Consider the following 19,758-nt stretch of genomic DNA (forward strand, 5'->3'; position numbering starts at 1 on the left):
CCCCGACATCGAACGTCGAACAAGGAGAAACAAGACATGGCTCTCAGCGAGCAGGAGATCCTGGCCGGCCTCGGCGAGATCATCGAGGAGATCGTCGGCACCGAGCCCTCCGAGGTCACGCCCGAGAAGAACTTCGTGGACGACCTGGACATCGACTCGCTGTCCATGGTGGAGATCGCCGTCGCCGCCCAGGACAAGTTCGGCGTCGAGATCCCCGACGACCAGCTCAAGGACCTCAAGACGGTCCAGGACGTCGTGAACTTCATCCAGAAGTAGCCTCATCGGGCCGCCGGAACACACCCCGTCCCGGCGGCCCCGCCCTCACCCGGGGGCACACCAGACCTCATCCGCAACGCCTCTCGGCCCCGGCCGGGAACGACCCACGAGAAGGGCGATCGGATCATGCCTAAGACCGATGTCGTCGTCACCGGCCTCGGCGCCACCACCCCCCTGGGGGGTGACGTAGCGACCACATGGTCCGCGCTCCTCGATGGCCGCTCCGGCATCAGCGCTCTGCCGGAGGAGTGGCACGACAAGCTCCCGGTGCACTTCGCCGGGCAGATCGCGCAGGAGCCCTCCGAGAAGCTGCCGCGGCCCCGGCTGCGGCGTCTGGACCGCACCCAGCAGTTCGCGCTCATCGCCGCCCAGGAGGCCTGGGACCACGCCGGCGCGCCCGAGGTCGACCCCCTGCGTCTGGGTGTGGTCGTCTCCAGCGGGATCGGTGGCATCCTCACCATCCTGGAGCAGTACGACACCTTCCGTGAGAAGGGCTGGAAGCGGGTCTCCCCGTTCACCGTGCCCATGCTCATGCCCAACAGCCCCGCGGCGGCCGTCGCCCTGGAGTTCACCGCGCGCGCCGGCGCCCACGCCCCGGTCAGCGCCTGCGCCTCCAGCGCAGAGGCCATCGCCAACGCGGTCGACATGATCCGTGCCGGGCGGGCCGACATCGTCATCGCGGGCGGGACCGAGGCGGCCATCCACCCGCTGAACATCGCCTCCTTCGCCTCCATGCGCGCATTGTCCACCCGCAACGACGACCCGCAGGGCGCCTCCCGCCCCTGGGACGCCCAGCGAGACGGCTTCGTCATGGGCGAGGGCGCCGGCATCCTCATGCTGGAGTCCGCCGAGCACGCCGCCAAGCGCGGCGCGAAGGTGTACGCGCACGCCTCCGGTGTGGGCTACACCGACGACGCCCACGACATCGTCATGCCCGACCCCGAGGGCGCCGGGCAGGCCCGCGCCATCACCCAGGCGCTGACCGACGCCGACCTGAAGCCGAGCGACATCGTGCACGTCAACGCGCACGCCACGTCCACCCCGGCCGGTGACGTCGGTGAGACCCGCGCGATCCGCGCGGCCCTGGGCGACTCCGCCGCCGACCAGGTCGCGGTGACCTCCACCAAGTCCATGACCGGTCACCTGCTGGGCGGCGCCGGCGCGGTGGAGTCGATCGCCACGATCCTGGCGCTGCACGAGGGTCGGATCCCCCCGACCATCAACATCACCGAGCTGGACCCCGATGTGGCCGTGGACATCGTCCGCGACAAGCCGCGGGACATGCCGACCGGTGACGTGGCCGCCATCAACGAGTCCTTCGGGTTCGGCGGGCACAACATCGCGGTGGCCTTCCGCCGCGCCTGATCCGCGCGGGCGGCCGACCGTTCCATCCATATTGTGGGCGTCACTCTCGGTGGCGCCCACAGTCGTATGCGCGAACACTGTGAACAACCGGCACCGCCCGGCTCAAGAACGGCTGAACAGGCGCGTAAAGGGCTTCAGATCGGCCCTCTCCGCGGGCCACCATGGTGGTGTGTCCACCCTGCACTCCCAAAACACACTCCCGGCCCCCGGCGCCCCCGCACACGGGTCGAAGAAGCGCCGGGGACCGACTTTTCGCCCCATAGTGGACCTGGACTCCGGCGCGGTGGTGGCCGTGGAGGTCGTCGCCCCGGTACCGGAGGGTCTGGGTCGCCCGGACGGATCCGGCCGCGAGGCCACGCTCGTCGCCGAGTGGCTGTCGGCGCTGGTTCGCTCGGTGGGCGGAGCCGATAGCCTGCTGCCGTTGGTGCTTCCGCTGCCGTCGGTGGCGTTGGCCGATGGTGGAGGCCTTCCCGCGATGGCCGAGAGCGCGTTGCGGCGGGCGGGTCGACGTCCGCGCGACGTCACCCTCATGCTCACCCCCGACCTGGTGGACCTGCCCAGGGACATCGTGATGGCCGGGGTCTCGGGGTTGCGTTCGGTGGGGTTCCGGTGCGGATTCGGTACCGGGATGGCCCGACCGGACATGGTGTTGGAGGCCCTCCCCTTCCTCATCCGGTTGGACCCGAAGCTGGTGGCGGGGATCGACTCCGACCAGCGCCACAGCGGCATCGTCGAGGGTCTGTCCCGGATCGGTCGCAGCAGCGGCGTGTACGCCCTCGGCGCGGGGGTGACCCGGGCCGAGGAGATCGTGCGGCTGCGCGAGTGCGGGGTGCGTCTGGGCAGTGGAACGTTCTTCACCGACCCCGGTTGGCGTCCGGGCGAGAAGGTGACACCCGTACCCGAACCCGCGGCCACCACCCTGGGCGACACCGACACCGGGCCCCGGGTCACCGAGTTCATGGTGCCCCCGCTGGACTTCGACTCCGAGTCGACCGGCGAGCACGTGCTGGAGGCGTTCACCGCCGACGCCGCCCTCAACAGCGTGGTCCTGATCGACCACCGGGAGCGACCCACCGGGGTGATCGACCGGACCCGATTCCTGTTGTCGGTGACCGGACGCTACGGGCACGCGCTGCACGCCAAACGTCCGGCCCTACGCCTGGCGGAGTCACCGCGGACGGTACCGGCGTGGATGTCGGCGATCGCGGCGTTGCGTGTGGCGGGTCAGGACCGCGAACGGGTCTACGACGACCTCATCGTGACCAATCCCTACGGCCAGTGCCTGGGAGTGGTGCACGTCAGCGACCTGATCCAGTCCCTGTCCCGGCGGTGAACCCCGACCCGGGGAACGGAACGGCCACCCCGCCGAACGTGTGCGGGGTGGCCGGGGTGATGGACGCTCACCTGGAGGGTTCGGGTCCTTTGGTCCCCGACGGGCTGCTGGTGGGAATCGAGTCACCGGCCGGGTAGCCGTTGTAGTGGGTGTCGGCGCCGACCTCGCGCAGCTGTCGGCGCAGCCGCTCCCGGGTCTCCTCGTCGTGCAGGTATTCCAGTTCGGGACGGCGGGCCATCCGACCGTCCCCGGAGGAGCGGCCCATGGCGCGGCGACGCAGCCACGGTACGAGGTACTGACGCGCCCAGCGACGACCCTCCCGGCGTCGCAGGATCCGCGGGAGCTGCTGGGGCGGGGTGGACCACGGGTCCGTCCAGGATTCGGGCGGGCCCATCGGGAACCCGAGCAGGTCGGCCACGCGGGCCGCGACGATCTGGTGACCGGCGCCGTTGGGGTGCAGCCGGTCGTCGCTCCAGGCACGAGAGTCGTTGAGGGCGTTGAGCGCCCACAGGTCGATGATCTCGGTGCCGGTACGTTCGGCGACCGCGCGCATGTGCATGCTGAACACCGCGATGCGTCCGCGGTACAGACGCAGGACCGGGATCCACCCGGTGTCGTGGCCGGCCAGGATCACCACGCGGATGCCCGCGTCGCGCAGCCGACGCACCCCCCACTCGAAATGTTCGGCGAGTTCGTCCGGGTCGTGGCCGGGCCGCAGCACGTCGTTGCCGCCCGCCAGCACGGTGACCAGGTCGGGCTTCCACTCCAGCGCTCGGTCGAGTTGTTCACCGAAGATGTGTTGCATCCGTCGACCACGAACACCGAGATTGGCGTATCGGAAGTCCGGGGACAGAGTGCCCAGGTGTTCGGCGAGACGGTCCGCGAAGCCCCGGTAGGTGCCGCCCGGCCCACTGTCGTCTTCCATCCCCTCGGTGATGCTGTCACCGATGGCCACGTAGGACCGGATGAGTTCCGGTCTGTCCGTGGCATCGGCGGCAGGGGGATTCATCTCAAGGTCTGTCACGTCAACCAATCATCCGGATCGACCGTTCCACGCCTGCCGAGCACCGGGGTGCGCGGAAACGGAAGTCTTGGTGGGGCGCGGTGTGCCGCCGGCCCGTGTTGTCCGAGCACCGTGGCCCCCGGGGGCGGTTGCGGCCACCCGGCCGAAGTGGGCGCTTCGAGCGAGAACAGTGCCCATCCAGCATACCCGCGTCCGACATTCACATGTCGGATTCGGTTCGGCCGACACCTACCGGCACGCCTCATGTCCAGGGCACCTCGGTACACCGTTCGCGTGCGAACGCTCACGGCCACCCGCCGGCCACGACTCTGGGAACAACGTCCGATATGGCAGAGAAGAGCCTCATGCCATATATGAGGTAATTCACATCTCATTTCACGGTTTCGTCATGGAACTCCAGTACCACAGCGATCACACACCGTGGCGAAACCTCACCGGAGCCCGCTGAAACGGATCGGGACTACCCTTGTGCTCTCTGGCCACGTACGATCGCGTCAAGTGCTCACGGCACCCCCGTCCCTCGGTCCCCCGTTTCCTCTCACAGCAGGGCCGGAGCGTTCTCTAAGGGCCTGTCCCCCTGATGGCCCGAGGCGCGTACTGTGGTGCATCGAACCGAAGGCCCGTGCGGTTCCTCCTCAATTCACGAGCAGACACCAGGAGGTCGAGGTCCCCAGCGGATGAACGCCGTCTCTCCGATCTGCCTCGTCGACCTCGCACCCGCCCTGCGCTGGTCGAGGTCGCCGGACGTGGCATCCCTGCTCAGACACGACCGGCTGATCGACGGTTGGTGGCACTCCCTGCCCATCACCCGCGTTCTGGACATCGCCGGCCCACCCTGGCTGGCCCAAGGCCTGGCCCGGCTCGCGGTCGAGCAGTGGGACCACGTACCCCTGACGGAATTCCTGCCCAGTCTGCGCGGCCAAGCGGTGGACTGTGCCGAACTCTCCGAACCCGTACGCGAAGCGGTCACGACCACCGCCGGCAGTTGGGAGAAACTCGTCTCGGCCACCCCCCGCGAGATCCTGGAGTGGGGACCGGCCCAGTGCGGTGTCCTCGACATCGTCAGCACCGTCGCCTGGCGTGCCCTGCAACCGTGCTGCGAACTTCCCGGCGGGCCCACGCCCTCCCCGGCACTGATGTTGGAGGCCGTGCGCACCATCTCGCACTGGCTTCCCGAGTCCGCGCCCGATCACGTGCGCAACGCGCTCGACTACCTCGACGCGGCCACCGGCGCGCACGAGGCCCCCGGCTCCTCGGTGAACGGTTCCGACTCGACACCGCCCCAGTCCCCGGCCACGCGGGCCATCCGCACCCTGCGGGCCCTACGCGCCCAGCGCGAGGAGGGCCGGCCGGACACCGCCGACGTCCACGTCCCCGCGGGAATGGAGCCCACCCCCAGCCCCACTCCGCCGCCTTCGCAGACCCCGCTGGGCGGCATGGTGAGTTCGGCCGCGATGATCCCCGGTGACGCCGCCGAGGGCGCCCCCGAGCCCCCCGAGGCGCAGAACGATGTGGGCGACCTTCGTTCGCAGTTCCGCAGTTCCCTGCTGGGCCCGGGCCGTACCCTGCGTCGTCCCAGCTTCAGCCGTCCCAAGCTGCGCCCCGAACAGCCCGAGGAACGTCCGGCCCCCGCGCTGGGGCAGCACCCCTTGGTGGACGCGGTCGAGGAGATGTTCCGCTCCTGGCCCGACCTGGAGCGGACGGTGGCGGCCGAACGGCTCTTCGCCACCGATCCCATCAGCATCCGGGTGCTCTCCGAGCAGATCGCGGTGGACGTCACCGAGATCCGCGGCGCCCAGCGCAAGGTGGAGGAGCGACTGTTGCAGTGGCTCTCCTCCCCCGAGGGCGCCACCATCACCAAGCATCTGCGCGAGCTGTCCGACCAGTTGGGTTCGGCGACCACCATCGACCGACTCATCAACGCGCACCCGGACCACCCGGTGGACGTGCCCACCCTGCACACCCCGCTGTGGCGGGTGATCATCACCCTGTTCACCGACCGCCGCATGCACAACGGCTGGCTCATCGCCGACGATCCCAACCGACTGCGCTGGCAGACCCGGGAGATGCTCGGTGACACACCCGACCTGACCGAGGCCGGCATCCGGCTGGGCCGGATCGGTATCCGCCAGCAGGAACTGCGCGCCTGGCTGCTGAGCACCCCGGGTGTGAACCTGCGCGAGGGCCGTGTCCTGGTGGACACCTCCGTGCCCATGGAGGCTCCGACCGGCGGTCACTCCCCCGAGGGTTCGGGCACCACCGAGAACGGCCTGCCGATCCGGCGCCGCCCGGAGACCGCCGCGGACTCCCCCGTGGAGGCCCCCGCCCCGACCCACGGATACAGACCCGACTCGGGCGCGTTCCCACAGGTGGCACCACCGCCCGCGCCGATGACACCGCACCTCGGGCAGCAGCCTCAGCCTCCGCTGGCGCCCCCGGCGCCGACCCGTCACGGCGCGAGCGAACCCGCGATGTCGGCCCGCTGCTTCCGTGCCCCGGACGGCCGCTGGTGGCACCGCATCGACATCACCGCCGACCATCTCAACGGCGCCCCGGTGGCCGTGCCCGCCGGGTACGCCACACACCTGGGACTGCAACCCGGACGTCTGCTGTGCCTGACCGCGCCCGGAGCGGACCTGCTGGTGCTGGTCTGGCGCGATCAGCCGGCCTTCGACTCGTTGCGCCCGCTGCTCCGCAGGCAGGCCGCGCAGCCCGGCGACCGCATCTTCATCACGGTCTCCGGCGACAGGTTGGACGCGCGCAAGCTCCCGGTGAGCGACCTGAGCGGTCACTCCCCCTACGCTCGGGCCCTGCACCTGATCGGCTACACCGCACCGGCCGCCACGGACGAGGCGCTCAAGATCCTCTCCCGCAGGATCACCGACAACGGCGACGAGTCGCTGGCCGCCCCGCAGGCCCTGCTCGACGTCCTGTCCCTACGCGGGGACGAGGACATCGCCGGGGAATTGCGTTCGGGCATGTTCGCCGCGCACTGACACCCACCGTCGACCGCACGAGGCCCACGGACCGGACGCCTTCCGGCCGTGGGCCTTCGTCGTGCCCGGCGTCCTCGCGGCTCTTTCACCACGTCCCCGACGTGACAGGACACCCCGAGAGGATATAGGTTAGCCTTACCTAAGAGAGCTGAGGTGATCCTGCTGTTCACGCACACCCTGGCGCCCACCCCCGCCGAAAGCGCCCGTTCGGTCCTGGCGCGCCCCAACCCCGCCACCGTCACGACCTCCGACGTCTCCCTACACCTGACCGGCCCCGCCTGCCACACCGGTACCGATGGGGAGATCACCCTGCTCGTGCCGGACCAGCACCGGGTATTGGGCGAGATCGACGCCGACGGACTCGAAGCCACCATCGAGTTCACCGACACCGCCCCCGTCGACCTGCGCGACCGGACCCGTTCCCTGCTGTGGATCAACGGCGACCTGAGCCTGCCGTCCGCCACGGAGGCGCGCGACCGCGCCCTGGCCGTGTTGGAGGGGGACCCCGACGAACGTCTCCTCGACCTGGGCCACGGACGCACCATGATCGTCCTGCGACCCCACCTGGTGGTGTACTCCGACCACGACGGCTGTCACCTGCTGGAGCCGGCGCGGTTCACCTCCCTGAGCCCCGCCCCCTTCGACCGTTGGGAGGGCCCATGGCTACGCCACCTGGAGCGGGACCACGGCGACCTGCTCGAAGCGGTCGTCCAGCACTGCCCAGTACCGCTGCCCGACGGTCGCCCACGTCCCCTGGGCGTGGACCGCTACGGCCTGCGTCTGCGTCTGGAGAGCGCCGGGGGCGACCACGACGTGCGCATCCCCTTCCGTCGCCCGGCGCGCACCGCACACGAGGTCGCCCACCAGGTCCAGGAACTGGCCCGACTTCCCCTCGACCGCTACTGAGCGCACCGCCCCCCGCACACGAAGACGGGCCGGGGCCCCGAAGGGTCCCGGCCCGCTCGCACGTCCGCTCAGGTCAGACGTTGAATCCCAGCATGCGCAGCTGGTCCCGACCATCGTCGGTGATCTTGTCCGGACCCCACGGCGGCATCCAAACCCAATTGATCTTGACGTCACGCTCGAACTCGTCCAGGGCGCTGTTGGTCTGGTCCTCGATGACGTCGGTCAACGGGCAGGCCGCGCTGGTCAGGGTCATGTCCAGAGTGATCGACTTGTCGTCGGCGTTCACCCCGTACAGCAGACCCAGGTCGACGATGTTCACCCCGAGCTCGGGGTCGATCACGTCCTTGAGGGCCTCGCCGATCTCCTCGAACAGCTCCTCCTGCTCAGGGGTGAGCGGAGCCGTCTCGGACTTCTCGGCGGTCTCGGTCGTCGTGCTGTCGTTCTCGCTCATTCAGGCGCCTTCCTTCTCGAAGGACTGCGACACCGCGTCCTTCCAGGCCATCCACCCCAGCAGGGCGCACTTGATCCGGGCCGGGTACTTGGACACGCCGACGAACGCCACAGCGTCCTCCAGCACGTCCTCGTCGGGTTCACCCTTGCCCTTGGACTGCATCAACTCGGTGAAGGCGTCCAGGGTACGCATCCCCTCGGCCACCGACTTCCCGATGAGGAGATCGGTCAGCACCGAGGTGCTGGCCTGGCTGATCGAACAGCCCATGCCCTCATAGGAGACGTCGGTGACGGTCGCCTTCTCGTCCAGTCCCGCGCCGTCGGGGGCAGGGGTCAACGCCACGCGGAGCGTCACCTCGTCCCCACAGGTGGGGTTGATGTGATGCGCCTCGGCGTCGTGCGGATCCCGCAGCCCCTTGTGGTGCGGGTTCCGGTAGTGGTCCAGGATGATCTCCTGGTACATCGCGTCCAGCTGCATGGTCAGGCAGAATCCTCGTTGCTAGGCCCTGGTCCCGAAGAACCTCTGGGCGGCCCGGATGGCCTCCGCGAGCGCTTCCACGTCCTCCAACGTGTTGTAGAGGTAGAAGGACGCGCGCGTGGTCGCGACGATACCGAGCTTGCGGTGCAGCGGCCAGGCGCAGTGGTGGCCCACCCGCACCTCGACCCCCCGGTCGTCCAGGACCTGGCCCAGGTCGTGCGGGTGGATGTCCTCCACCACGAACGACACCGCGCCACCCCGGTCCACGGCTTCCGTGGGACCGACGATCCGCACACCCTCGATCGCGCCGACCAGCTTGAGCGCGTACTCGGTGAGTTCGTGCTCGTGCGCGGCGACCCGGTCCATGCCCACCTTCGACAGGTAGTCACAGGCCGCGGCCAGACCGACGGCCTGCGGGGCCATCGGCACACCGGCCTCGAATCGCTGAGGCGGATCGGCCCAGGTGGAGTGCGTCATGTGCACCACGCCGATCATCGAACCACCGCTGATGAACGGTGGCATGGCGGCGAGGAGCTCCCGGCGCCCCCAGAGCACGCCGATCCCGTTGGGACCGAGCATCTTGTGTCCGGAGAAGGCCAGGAAGTCGACGTCCAACGCCGCGACGTCGACCGGCATGTGCGGCACCGACTGGCACGCGTCCAGCAACACCAGGGCACCGACCTCACGGGCCCGCGCCGTGATGGTGGCGACGGGGTTGACCGTGCCCACCACGTTGGACTGGTGCGCGAACGCCACCAGCTTCGTGCGCTCGTTGACCAACTCGTTCAGGTCCGACAGGTCCAGACGACCCTCGTCGGTCACCGAGAACCAGCGCAGCGTCGCACCGGTGCGCTGACACAGCTGCTGCCAGGGCACCAGGTTGGCGTGGTGCTCCATCTCGGTGACGACGATCTCGTCGCCCGGACCCACCTGGAACCTTCGGAGGTCGTCCTCGGCCGTGGCGGCGTTGCTCATCGCGTACGCGACGAGGTTGACCGCCTCGGTGGCGTTCTTGGTGAACACCACCTCGTCGGAGTCGGCTCCGATGAACGACGCAATGGTCTCTCGGGCCGACTCGTAGGCGTCGGTGGCCTCCTCCGCGAGCTGGTGCGCTCCCCGGTGCACCGCCGCGTTGTGGCGTTCGTAGAACTCACGCTCGGCGTCCAGTACCTGCCGGGGTTTTTGCGAGGTGGCCCCGGAGTCGAGGTACACCAACGGGCGCTCGTCACGGACGGTCCGGGAGAGGATCGGGAAGTCCTCCCGGATCGCCGCGACGTCGAGCGGTCCCAGCTCGCGATCACTCATGTGCTACGCGCCCGCCTTCACAAAACGCTCGTAGCCCTCGGACTCCAGCACCTGCGCCAGCTCGGGGCCGCCGGACTCGGCGATGCGCCCCTCGGCGAAGACGTGCACGAAGTCGGGCTTCACGTAGTTCAGGATGCGGGTGTAGTGCGTGATGAGCATGACACCCAGGTCGTTCTCGCCCTGGGCGCGGTTGATGCCCTCGGAGACGATCTTGAGCGCGTCGACGTCCAGGCCGGAGTCGGTCTCGTCCAGGATGGCGACCTTCGGCTTGAGCAGCTCCAGCTGGAGGATCTCGTGCCGCTTCTTCTCACCACCGGAGAAGCCCTCGTTGACGCCGCGGGCGGCGAAGGAGGAGTCGATGGCCAGGTTCTTCATGGCGCCCTGCAGTTCCTTGGAGAACTGACGGAGCTTGGGAGCCTCGCCGCGCATGGAGGTGACCGAGCTGCGCAGGAAGTTGGACATGGACACGCCCGGGACCTCGACCGGGTACTGCATGGCCAGGAACACGCCGGCGCGGGCCCGCTCGTCGACCTCCATGTCGAGGACGTTCTCACCGTCGAGGAGGACCTCGCCGTCGGTGATCTCGTAGCGCGGGTGACCGGAGATCGCGTAGGCGAGGGTGGACTTGCCGGAGCCGTTGGGGCCCATGATGGCGTGGGTCTCACCGGAGTTGATCGTCAGGTCAACGCCCTTGAGGATCTCGCGACGCTCGTCCTCACCGATGAGGACGTCGGCGCGCAGACCGCGGATTTCGAACTTCGTCATTTCAGGCCTCAGGAATTCTTCTCAGCCAGCGACACGAGCACGTCGTCGCCGTCGATCTTCACGTCATAGGTGGGGACCGGCTGGGTCGCGGGCGGGTTGATCGGCGCCCCCGAACGCAGGTCGAAGCACGAACCGTGCAGCCAGCACTCGATGGTGCCGTCCTCGACCTCACCCTCGGAGAGGCGGACCTCCGCGTGCGAGCACACGTCTCGCAGCGCGAAGACCTGACCCTCGGAGCGCACCAGCGCGATGGGCGTCTCGTCGTCGGTCTCGATCCCCAGGACCCCCTCCTCGGGGATCTCGTCGAGTTCGGCGACCTTGGTCCAACCGCCCTGATCACTCATGTGCGGCAAGCTTTCGCTCGACCTTCTCCATGACCCGCTCGCGCAGTTCCTCGTCGTCGATGCGGTTGACGATGTCCAGGAAGTAGCCGCGGATGATCAGGCGGCGAGCCTCATCCTCCGGGATACCGCGCGAACGCAGGTAGAAGAGGTGCACGTCGTCCAGACGCCCACTGGCGCTGGCGTGGCCCGCGCCCTGGACCTCACCGGTGAAGATCTCCAGGTTCGGAACGGAGTCCACACGGGTGTCGTCGGAGAGCTGCAGGTTGCGGTTGTGCTCGTAGGAGTCGGTGCCCTCGGTGCCCTCGCCGATGATCACGTCACCGATCCAGACGGTGTGGGCCCCGGAACCGTTGAGCGCGCCCTTGTAGTCCACCCGGGAGCGGGTGTGCGACAGGTTGTGGTCGATGAGCGAACGGTGCTCGTGGTGCTGCTTGTCACCGGCGAAGTAGAGTCCGTAGAGCTCGGCGTTGCCGCCGCGACCCGTGTAGGACACGCGCGGCGACAGGCGGACCACGTCCCCGCCCAGGGTGACGATGACCGACTTGAAGCTCGCGTCCTTGGCCACCCGGGCGTTGTGCTGGCTGACCTCGACCGCGTCGTCGTCCCAGTCCTGGAGGCTGACCAGGTTGAGCTTGGCGCCCTCACCGACGTGCACGTCGAGGTTGCCCGCGCGCACACCGGTACCGGTGTTGGTGATGATCACGGTGGCCTCGGCCATCGGCTGCACGTCGATGACGAGCTGCTCGAAGGCGGTGCCGCCCAGACCCTTGCGGTCGATCGTGATCGCCTTGTCGGCCACCAGCGAGCGCGGCACGGTCACGACCGTGGCCTGCTCGAAGGCGCTGTAGGCCTGCGCGATGACGCGGTCCACGGGAAGACCCGCGGTGCCCAGACGCTCATCGTCCCGGCCGACCTGCTCGACGGTGACGCCCTCGGGCGCGTCGACGACGGTCTCGTCGGTGCCGTCGGCCTCGCCCTTCCAGTCCTGCAGACCCTTGAGACGACGCATCGGCGTGAAGCGCCACTCCTCCTCGCGTCCGTTCGGGACGGGGAAGTCGTTCACGTCGTGGGAACCGTGCGTGTCCAGCTTCGAGACCGGGATCTGTCCCAGCCCGTGGCTGTGCGCCTTGGGTTCGGTGTTCGTGGTCGTCAACTTAACCAACCGATCCTTCCATCTGGAGCTCGATGAGACGGTTCAGCTCCAGCGCGTACTCCATCGGGAGCTCCCTGGCGATGGGCTCCACGAAACCTCGAACGACCATGGCCATGGCCTCTTCCTCGCCCATCCCCCGACTCATCAGGTAGAAGAGCTGGTCCTCGCTGACCTTGGAGACGGTGGCCTCGTGCGCGAGCTCGGTGTCGTCCTCGCGCAGGTCGTTGTAGGGGTAGGTGTCGGAACGGCTGATCGTGTCGATCAGCAGCGCGTCGCACTCCACCGAGGACTTCGCCAGGTGGGCACCCTCCTGGACCTGGATCAGGCCGCGGTAGGAGGAGCGGCCGCCGCCGCGCGCCACCGACTTGGACACCACCTTGGAGGTGGTGTTGGGGGCGCAGTGCACCATCTTGGCGCCGGTGTCCTGGTGCTGGCCCTCGCCGGCGAAGGCGATGGACAGGGTCTCGCCGTTGGCGTGCTCGCCCATCAGGTACACGGCGGGGTACTTCATGGTGACCTGGGAGCCGATGTTGCCGTCGACCCACTCCATGGTGGCGCCCTCTTCGGCGATGGCGCGCTTGGTCACCAGGTTGAAGACGTTGTTCGACCAGTTCTGAATGGTCGTGTAACGGCAGCGGGCGTTCTTCTTGACGATGATCTCGACGACCGCGGAGTGCAGCGAGTCCGTCTTGTAGATCGGCGCGGTGCAACCCTCGACGTAGTGGACGTAGGCGCCCTCGTCGACGATGATCAGCGTCCGCTCGAACTGACCCATGTTCTCGGTGTTGATCCGGAAGTAGGCCTGGAGCGGGATCTCCACGTGCACGTTCTTGGGCACGTAGACGAACGACCCGCCACTCCACACCGAGGTGTTGAGCGCGGCGAACTTGTTGTCGCCGGGCGGGATGACGGAGCCGAAGTACTCCTCGAAGATCTCCGGGTGCTCCTTGAGAGCGGTGTCGGTGTCCAGGAAGAGGACGCCCTGCTCCTCCAGGTCCTCACGGATCTGGTGGTAGACGACCTCGGACTCGTACTGCGCCGCGACACCGGCGACCAGGCGCTGCTTCTCCGCCTCGGGGATGCCCAGCCTGTCGTAGGTGTTCTTGATGTCCTCGGGCAGGTCCTCCCAGGAGGTGGCCTGCTTCTCCGTGGACCGCACGAAGTACTTGATGTTGTCGAAGTCGATCCTGGACAGGTCCGCGCCCCAGTCGGGCATGGGCTTCTTGTCAAAGAGCTTGAGCGACTTGAGGCGGAGCTTGGTCATCCACTCCGGCTCGTCCTTCTTCGCCGAGATGTCCCGAACAACCTCTTCGTTCAGGCCACGACGGGCCGAGGCACCGGCCGCGTCGGAGTCGGACCAGCCGAACTCATATGTTCCGAGCCCTTCGAGCTCGGGATGCGCGACAGAAGTCATGTGCGCGGACTCCTCCTGGACTCAGACGTCCTTGTGTTGCGATCCTCCGTCCGCCGTACGGCGGACGCTGGTGGTCGCGGGGGCGTGTTCTTCCCCGCCCGCCACGTCCCCTCGGGGGGTGACGTGGGTGGTGCACACACCGTCGCCGTGGGCGATGGTGGCCAATCTGCGCACCGGTGTGCCCAGCAGCCGCGCGAAGGCCTCGATCTCGGCCTCACAGAGTTGCGGGAACTCGGCGGCCACGTGCGCGACGGGGCAATGGTGTTGGCACAGCTGGTCACCGCCACCGGGTGCGGGCGCCTGGCCCGCGCTGGCGGCGTAACCGTCGTTGGAGAGTGCCTCGGCCAAGAGCCGGACCCGCTGTTCGGCGGGGACGGCGTCCAGCAGGGGCTTGTAGCGCCGTTCCAGGTCGGCGACCTGGCTGCGGGCGAACTCCCCGATGGCCTCGGGACCGGCGCTCTGCGCCAGGAAGCGCAGCGCGTTGGACGCGAGGTCGTCGTAGGCGTGAACGAAGGCGTCGCGTCCGGCTTCGTTGATGACGAAGACCCGGGCGGGGCGACCACGACGACGGCGGCCCGGCGTGGGCCTGGCGTCGCGGGCTTCGATCATGCCCTCACTGGTGAGGTTGTCGAGGTGACGGCGAATGGCCGCCGGGGTCAAGCCGAGCCGTTCTCCCAGGTCGGAGGCGGTGATCGGCCCCTTCTCCAAGATGAGCCGGGCGACACGGGCGCGGGTTCCGTGATCGGGCCCGTTGAGGGGGCGGGGCACGCTGGACGCTTCGGACACGCGATTCCCCTCCCTCCGTCACAACCGGCTCTGTCATTAGACAACATCAGTGTGCCGTAAATAAGTCCACCTAGGCAAACCCGCCCCCATGCGCTTCGTCACGAAGGTCAGGCTTGCCTAATCTGGGATTTCGCGCCGACGCGACTCGTGTGACCGATATCCCCGTTCGTCGAGTTCGGTCGTTCGTCTTGTATGGCAAGACGCCGATCCCACGATACGGTCACACTCTCATTCGACATGGGATGGATCGGGCACCGTTGGTGCACAACGGAGTGATTATGCACCATCGTTCCCTTCCGACACCGCGCGTACCCCCGCCCTCCGGCTCCGGGCGGGGTGGTGAGGCCCCATCACGGAGCGCACGTAAACTCAGGCCCCATGGACACAGCCGCCCTCGAAGTCGTCGACCTGGTGAAGCACTACGGCTCCACCAAGGCCGTCACGGGCCTCTCGTTCACCGCGCGTCCGGGCGCGGTGACCGCCCTGCTCGGCCCCAACGGAGCGGGCAAGACCAGCACCATCGAGATCTGCGAGGGTTTTCGCCGCGCGGACGGTGGGAGCGTGCGCGTACTGGGTCTGGACCCGATCGGCGACGCCACCGAGCTCAAGCCCCGGGTCGGTGTGATGCCCCAGTCCGGTGGCGTGCCCACCGGTGCCCGCGCCGGTGAGTGGCTACGCCTCATGGCCTCCTTCCACGCCAGCCCCATCGATCCCGAGCTGCTCCTGGAACGGTTGGGTCTGACCTCGGCCGGCCGCACCCCCTTCCGCCGCCTGTCCGGCGGACAGCAGCAACGCCTGTCCCTGGCCTGCGCCGTCGTGGGTCGCCCCGAGATCGTCTTCCTCGACGAGCCCACCGCCGGGTTGGATCCCCAGGCCCGCATGGCCACCTGGGACCTGGTGTCGGCGCTGCGCACCGCGGGCGTCGCGGTCATCCTCACCACCCACCACATGGAGGAGGCCGAGCGCCTCTCCGACCACGTCGTCATCATCGACCACGGCGCGGTGGTCGTCGAGGGCACACCGGAGGAACTCACCGGCCGCCGCCGCGACGTGCGTTTCTCCACCGAGGCCCCCATCGACGTCGACGCCCTGCGCGCCGCCCTGCCCGAGGGCGGGACCGTTTCCACCACGCTCGCGGGCGGCCGACACGAACACACCGTCACCGCCGACGACCCCGATGACCTGGGCCCGGAGTTCCTCGCCACGGTGACCGCCTGGTGCGCCTCGGCCGGCGTCCTCGCCGAGGACCTGCGCGTACGACGGCGTACCCTCGAAGACGTCTTCCTCGAAACCACCGGCCGGGAACTGCGCGACTGATGATGACCGAGCACACCTTTGGCGCGACCGTCGCCGACTCAGACACACCGACCCTCTCGGGCGATCCCGGGCTGTTCACTCCGGCGCCGGGTGCCGCGCCCATGTGGCGCATGGTCGCCGCCCAAGCCCGGATGGAACTGCGCGTGATGCTGCGCCATGGCGAGCAGTTCCTGCTCACCATGGTGATCCCCGTGCTGTTGCTGGTCGGTTTCAGCCTGGTCAACGTGTTGGACGTGGGCGAAGGCGCCCGGGTGGACGCCCTCACCCCCGGCATCCTGGCCCTGGCGATCATGTCCACCTCGTTCACCGGGCTGGCCATCGGCACCGGTTTTGAACGGCGATACGGCGTGCTCAAGCGACTGGGCGCGACCCCGTTGTCCCGGTTCGGGCTGCTGGCCGCCAAGACGCTGGCCGTATTGGCCGTGCAGACCATCCAGATCACCATCCTGTGCGTGGTCGCGGTCCTGCTGGGCTGGAACCCCACGTTGAGCCCGACCGGTGTGCTCGCCGCCCTGGTCCTGGTCCTGTCGGCCACCGCGGCGTTCAGCTCACTGGCGTTGCTGATGGCGGGAACCCTGCGCGCCGAGGCGACCCTGGCCGGCGCCAACCTGGTGTACGTGCTCCTGCTGGGTCTGGGCGGTGTACTCTTCCCCACCAGCAACTTCCCCGCCCCGATGGAGCAGGCGGTCTCGGTGCTGCCGATCACCGCGCTCGCCTCGGGGTTGCGCGAGTCGCTCGCGCACGGTGCGCCGCCGGCCGCGGGCACCTTCCTGGTCCTGGTCGCGTGGAGCCTGGTGTGCGGCCTGTTGGCCTCGCGTCTGTTCCGCTGGGAGTGACCCCGGGCCCGGGGCCCGGAGCGGGGGTCGCTCGGTCGTAGGCTGTCGGCCATGACGATCGACATCGACGCCGTGACCAAGATCCTCCGCGAGGCCGCGCAGGAGTCGATCCTGCCGCGCTTTCGGTCCCTGGGCCGGAACGAGGTGACCGAGAAGGCCCCCGGCGAGATCGTCACCGTGGCCGACCGTGAGTCCGAGGCCGCCATCACCCGCAGGCTCCGCGAGCTCCTGGACGTTCCGGTCGTGGGCGAGGAGGCCGCCTCCACCGACCCGAAACTGCTCCGGGCCCTGACCGACGAACCGGCGGCGTGGCTGGTCGACCCGTTGGACGGCACCCGCAACTTCGTGCGCGGCTCGGAGGACTTCGCGGTGATGGCCGCGTTGGTCCGCGAGGGCCGGGCCGTGGCCTCGTGGATCCTGCGCCCGACCCAGGACCGTGTGTACACGGCCGAACTCGGATCGGGAGCCTGGTGTGACGGGCGTCGGCTGCGTCGAGAGCCCGCGCCGGCCGATCCGGCGCAAATGCGCGGAGCGGTGCAGTCCCGGTTCCTGTCCCCCAGCGCGCGAGAGCGCGTCGAGGCCGCCGTGGACCGGTTCGCCGAGGTGGGTCCGGGCGCCTCCTGCGCCGGGGTGGACTACCCCCGGTTGGCCGAGGGCGAGCTGGACTTCGTGCTCTACCACCGGACCCTGCCCTGGGACCACACCCCCGGTGGCCTGCTGATCACCGAGGCCGGTGGGGTCGCCCTCCGTCCCGAGGGCGACCCCTACCACCCCGGCGACGACCGGTTGGGCCTGTTGAACGCCGCCGACGAGGTCACCTGGCGGACCGTGCGCTCCCTGTTGCTGTCCTGATCCGGGGATCGGGGCCGGTCCGGGTCAGCCCAGGGGCGCCAGGCGCCATTGTTGGTGGGGGTGGCCACCGTCCTCGGCCGGGGCGGCGAGGGTGCCGTTGTCCGGTGCGCCGCCCTGCCCTTCGAGGGCCTTGCCCGAGGCCCGATTGACCAGGCGGACCACCCCGTCACCGGCCTCGACCACGGTCCAGTGCTGATTGGGCTCACCGGTGCGGGTGAGCAGGGTGGCCGCGGGCTCTGCCTCGGGGTCGGGTTCGGCGGGGAACTCCAACAGCTTGCCGCTTCCCACGCCGACGATCTCGTAGAAGTCGTCCTCGACAGGGACGAACCTCCACTGCTGGTTCTGTTCGTCGTGGCGGTCCCACAGGTGCACGTGGGACCCGTTGTCGGTGGAGCCGCCCGCGACGTCCAGGGCCCGTTCGCCGTTCACGTTCAACAGGGCGTAGGTGACCGCCGGGTCCAGACCGGCGGGGTGGGTCCTCTCCTCCGGCTCGGGGTCCTCTGAGGGTTCGGGCTCGGGGGCTCCGGAGGGTTCGACGAGGATCCCGGAGGTCACCGTCATCTCCTCGACCTGCGACGTGGTCTCGGCGAAGAACATCCCGCCGGTGTAGCCACCCACCACCACCGCCAACAGCAGGGCCAGCGCCCCGGCCACCATCGGCCACCGAGGCAGGCCGTCGGGGGCGGTGCGGGTGCGGGCTCTACGTCGGGAGCGGGACATCGTGGGACTCTCCAGCGGGGACGGGGTCATCCGGGAACGGACCGAACCATTTCACACCATGCCGGTCGTGTCTCGAACCTCCCCGATAGGGTTCCCGACATGGAGAGCATCGGCGTGCCCTGGTTCATCGTGGTCCGTTATCTGGGCCCGCCCCTGTTCCTCGTGCTGGTGGGGGGTGCCCTCCTGTGGTGGCGACGTCCGCCCCGGGCCGGGTTGGCGTGGACCGCCCTGGTCGTGAACCTGTTCGCGGCGGCGCTGCCGTTCCTGTGGATCGGCGTGCAGTTGCTCACCGGAGAGGGCGACCTGACGGTGATCGGTCTGGTGATGACGCTCCTGCAACCCGCGGTGGTGGTCATCGCGTGGTCGCTGCTGTTGCTGGCCTTCGTCTGGAGTCCGCGCGAACGCTCGGACGCGACCGAGGTCGAGGGGGCTGAGGGGGCCGAGGCGGCGGGCCGCACCCCGCAAAACGTAGGATGATTCATCATGAGCACCAGTACGTCCCGCCTCTCCCCCGGCGCGGTACTCGACTCGATGCCACCGGTGTGGTTGATCCTGATCGGTATCGTCTCCGTGCAGACCGGCGCCGGTCTCGCCAAGAACCTCTTCGAGGCGTTGCCGCCCGCCGCGGTGGTCTGGCTGCGTCTGCTCACCTCCGCGGTCGTCCTGGTGGTCCTGGCGCGTCCGGTGCTGCGGGCCCGGAGCCGCACCGACTGGATGGTGGTGATCGGCTACGGGGTGGCGCTGGCCGGCATGAACTTCCTCATCTACCAGGCCTTCGCCCGCATTCCATTGGGCATCGCGGTCACCATCGAATACCTGGGCCCGCTGAGCATCGCGATCCTGGGCTCACGTCGACGCGTCGACCTTCTGTGGGCCGGCTTGGCCGGGCTCGGCGTGGCGGCCCTGGGCGTGGAGTTCGGATCGCTCGACCCGCTGGGCGTGCTCTTCGCGGTACTGGCCGCGGTCGCCTGGGCCGGCTACATCCTGCTGGGCGCGGCGACGGGTCAGCGGTTCAGCGGCGCCTCCGGACTGGCCATCGGCAGTGTGGTGGGGGTCATCGTCCTGGCTCCGGCGGGGATCGCCGAGGGCGGCGCCGCGCTACTCGACTGGCGGCTGCTGCTGTTCGGACTGGCCGTGGGCGTGCTCTCCTCCGTGGTCCCCTACACGCTGGAGCTGAACGCGCTGCGTCGGATTCCGCCACGGGTGTTCGGGGTGCTGATGAGCCTGCAACCGGCGGCCGCCGCCCTGGTGGGGTTGGTCCTGCTCGGTGAACTGCTGAGCGTGTGGCAGTGGCTGGCGGTGGTCTGTGTGATCGTGGCCAGCGCCGGTTCGACCCGCACCTCCTCTCCTTCGAGCTCCTGACCCCGTCGACGCGTCTTTGCTTCCTCTCCGGAACAGCAAGACGACACAAAAAATAGACACAGAGAGTTTCCATGCA

Annotated in this window: 20 protein-coding genes; 10 read left to right on the top strand and 10 right to left on the bottom strand. The window is 69.0% G+C overall.

Annotation, left to right across the window (positions count from 1 at the left end):
* The first annotated feature begins 36 nt into the window (after positions 1–36).
* The 3 genes from ACWGKS_RS25075 to ACWGKS_RS25085 all read left to right on the top strand — a co-directional run bounded on the left by ACWGKS_RS25075 (position 37) and on the right by ACWGKS_RS25085 (position 2,974).
* A complete protein-coding gene (locus ACWGKS_RS25075) occupies positions 37–276 on the top strand; it encodes an acyl carrier protein (RefSeq protein ID WP_067605459.1) in 240 nt (79 codons plus the stop codon).
* A 126-nt stretch (positions 277–402) separates the two neighbouring features.
* Positions 403–1,641, top strand: a complete 1,239-nt coding sequence (gene fabF, locus ACWGKS_RS25080; RefSeq protein ID WP_452524233.1) for a beta-ketoacyl-ACP synthase II — start codon at positions 403–405, stop codon at positions 1,639–1,641.
* 112 nt (positions 1,642–1,753) lie between these two features.
* On the top strand, positions 1,754–2,974 hold the full coding sequence (locus ACWGKS_RS25085; RefSeq protein ID WP_452456081.1) for an EAL domain-containing protein: 1,221 nt from the start codon (positions 1,754–1,756) through the stop codon (positions 2,972–2,974).
* A 67-nt stretch (positions 2,975–3,041) separates the two neighbouring features.
* On the opposite strand, the gene ACWGKS_RS25090 is transcribed toward ACWGKS_RS25085, so the two are convergent.
* Positions 3,042–3,983, bottom strand: coding sequence for an SGNH/GDSL hydrolase family protein (locus tag ACWGKS_RS25090; protein WP_358513168.1), 942 nt, complete (start codon positions 3,981–3,983; stop codon positions 3,042–3,044).
* A 692-nt stretch (positions 3,984–4,675) separates the two neighbouring features.
* On the opposite strand from ACWGKS_RS25090, the gene ACWGKS_RS25095 reads away from it, so the two are divergent.
* Positions 4,676–6,994, top strand: coding sequence for a hypothetical protein (locus ACWGKS_RS25095; protein WP_358513166.1), 2,319 nt, complete (start codon positions 4,676–4,678; stop codon positions 6,992–6,994).
* 153 nt (positions 6,995–7,147) lie between these two features.
* Positions 7,148–7,900: a DUF2470 domain-containing protein gene (locus tag ACWGKS_RS25100; RefSeq protein ID WP_452456054.1), complete on the top strand. Its 753-nt coding sequence runs from the start codon at positions 7,148–7,150 to the stop codon at positions 7,898–7,900.
* 73 nt (positions 7,901–7,973) lie between these two features.
* Here the strand turns inward: ACWGKS_RS25100 and ACWGKS_RS25105 are convergent, their stop codons facing one another.
* The 8 genes from ACWGKS_RS25105 to ACWGKS_RS25140 are packed head-to-tail and all read right to left on the bottom strand — an operon-like array spanning position 7,974 to position 14,595.
* Positions 7,974–8,351: a metal-sulfur cluster assembly factor gene (locus tag ACWGKS_RS25105; RefSeq protein WP_358513162.1), complete on the bottom strand. Its 378-nt coding sequence runs from the start codon at positions 8,349–8,351 to the stop codon at positions 7,974–7,976.
* A complete protein-coding gene (gene sufU, locus ACWGKS_RS25110; protein WP_358513160.1) occupies positions 8,352–8,828 on the bottom strand; it encodes a Fe-S cluster assembly sulfur transfer protein SufU in 477 nt (158 codons plus the stop codon).
* Positions 8,829–8,849: 21 nt separating this feature from the next.
* Entirely contained in the window at positions 8,850–10,133 is a 1,284-nt protein-coding gene (locus ACWGKS_RS25115; protein ID WP_358513158.1) for a cysteine desulfurase, read from the bottom strand.
* Between the two features lie 3 nt (positions 10,134–10,136).
* Entirely contained in the window at positions 10,137–10,898 is a 762-nt protein-coding gene (gene sufC / locus ACWGKS_RS25120) for a Fe-S cluster assembly ATPase SufC (RefSeq protein ID WP_358513156.1), read from the bottom strand.
* Positions 10,899–10,906: 8 nt separating this feature from the next.
* A complete protein-coding gene (locus ACWGKS_RS25125) occupies positions 10,907–11,242 on the bottom strand; it encodes a non-heme iron oxygenase ferredoxin subunit (protein WP_358513154.1) in 336 nt (111 codons plus the stop codon).
* Positions 11,235–12,395 carry a Fe-S cluster assembly protein SufD gene (sufD, locus tag ACWGKS_RS25130; protein WP_358513152.1) on the bottom strand — a complete coding sequence of 387 codons (1,161 nt, stop codon included), beginning with the start codon at positions 12,393–12,395 and terminating at the stop codon, positions 11,235–11,237. Before sufD ends, ACWGKS_RS25125 begins: the two co-directional genes overlap by 8 nt.
* A gap of 1 nt (position 12,396) precedes the next feature.
* A complete protein-coding gene (gene sufB / locus ACWGKS_RS25135) occupies positions 12,397–13,809 on the bottom strand; it encodes a Fe-S cluster assembly protein SufB (protein ID WP_067605434.1) in 1,413 nt (470 codons plus the stop codon).
* 21 nt (positions 13,810–13,830) lie between these two features.
* Positions 13,831–14,595 (bottom strand): helix-turn-helix transcriptional regulator, encoded by a 765-nt coding sequence (locus ACWGKS_RS25140; protein ID WP_358513149.1) that lies wholly within the window; start codon positions 14,593–14,595, stop codon positions 13,831–13,833.
* A gap of 378 nt (positions 14,596–14,973) precedes the next feature.
* On the opposite strand from ACWGKS_RS25140, the gene ACWGKS_RS25145 reads away from it, so the two are divergent.
* The 3 genes from ACWGKS_RS25145 to ACWGKS_RS25155 are packed head-to-tail and all read left to right on the top strand — an operon-like array spanning position 14,974 to position 17,600.
* Complete coding sequence (locus tag ACWGKS_RS25145; protein WP_452524237.1) at positions 14,974–15,912, top strand: ABC transporter ATP-binding protein; 939 nt, start codon at positions 14,974–14,976, stop codon at positions 15,910–15,912.
* Positions 15,913–15,914: 2 nt separating this feature from the next.
* Complete coding sequence (locus ACWGKS_RS25150; protein WP_358513206.1) at positions 15,915–16,748, top strand: ABC transporter permease; 834 nt, start codon at positions 15,915–15,917, stop codon at positions 16,746–16,748.
* A 51-nt stretch (positions 16,749–16,799) separates the two neighbouring features.
* On the top strand, positions 16,800–17,600 hold the full coding sequence (locus ACWGKS_RS25155; protein ID WP_358513145.1) for an inositol monophosphatase family protein: 801 nt from the start codon (positions 16,800–16,802) through the stop codon (positions 17,598–17,600).
* Positions 17,601–17,624: 24 nt separating this feature from the next.
* On the opposite strand, the gene ACWGKS_RS25160 is transcribed toward ACWGKS_RS25155, so the two are convergent.
* Positions 17,625–18,320: an RICIN domain-containing protein gene (locus ACWGKS_RS25160; RefSeq protein ID WP_452524239.1), complete on the bottom strand. Its 696-nt coding sequence runs from the start codon at positions 18,318–18,320 to the stop codon at positions 17,625–17,627.
* 99 nt (positions 18,321–18,419) lie between these two features.
* On the opposite strand from ACWGKS_RS25160, the gene ACWGKS_RS25165 reads away from it, so the two are divergent.
* Positions 18,420–18,797 (top strand): hypothetical protein, encoded by a 378-nt coding sequence (locus ACWGKS_RS25165; protein WP_358513141.1) that lies wholly within the window; start codon positions 18,420–18,422, stop codon positions 18,795–18,797.
* A 6-nt stretch (positions 18,798–18,803) separates the two neighbouring features.
* The gene (locus ACWGKS_RS25170) at positions 18,804–19,682 is read left to right on the top strand and encodes an EamA family transporter (RefSeq protein WP_452524241.1); all 879 of its coding nucleotides are present in this window, start codon (positions 18,804–18,806) and stop codon (positions 19,680–19,682) included.
* Positions 19,683–19,758: the final 76 nt, after the last annotated feature.

The sequence above is a fragment of the Nocardiopsis sp. NPDC055879 genome (assembly GCF_053615935.1).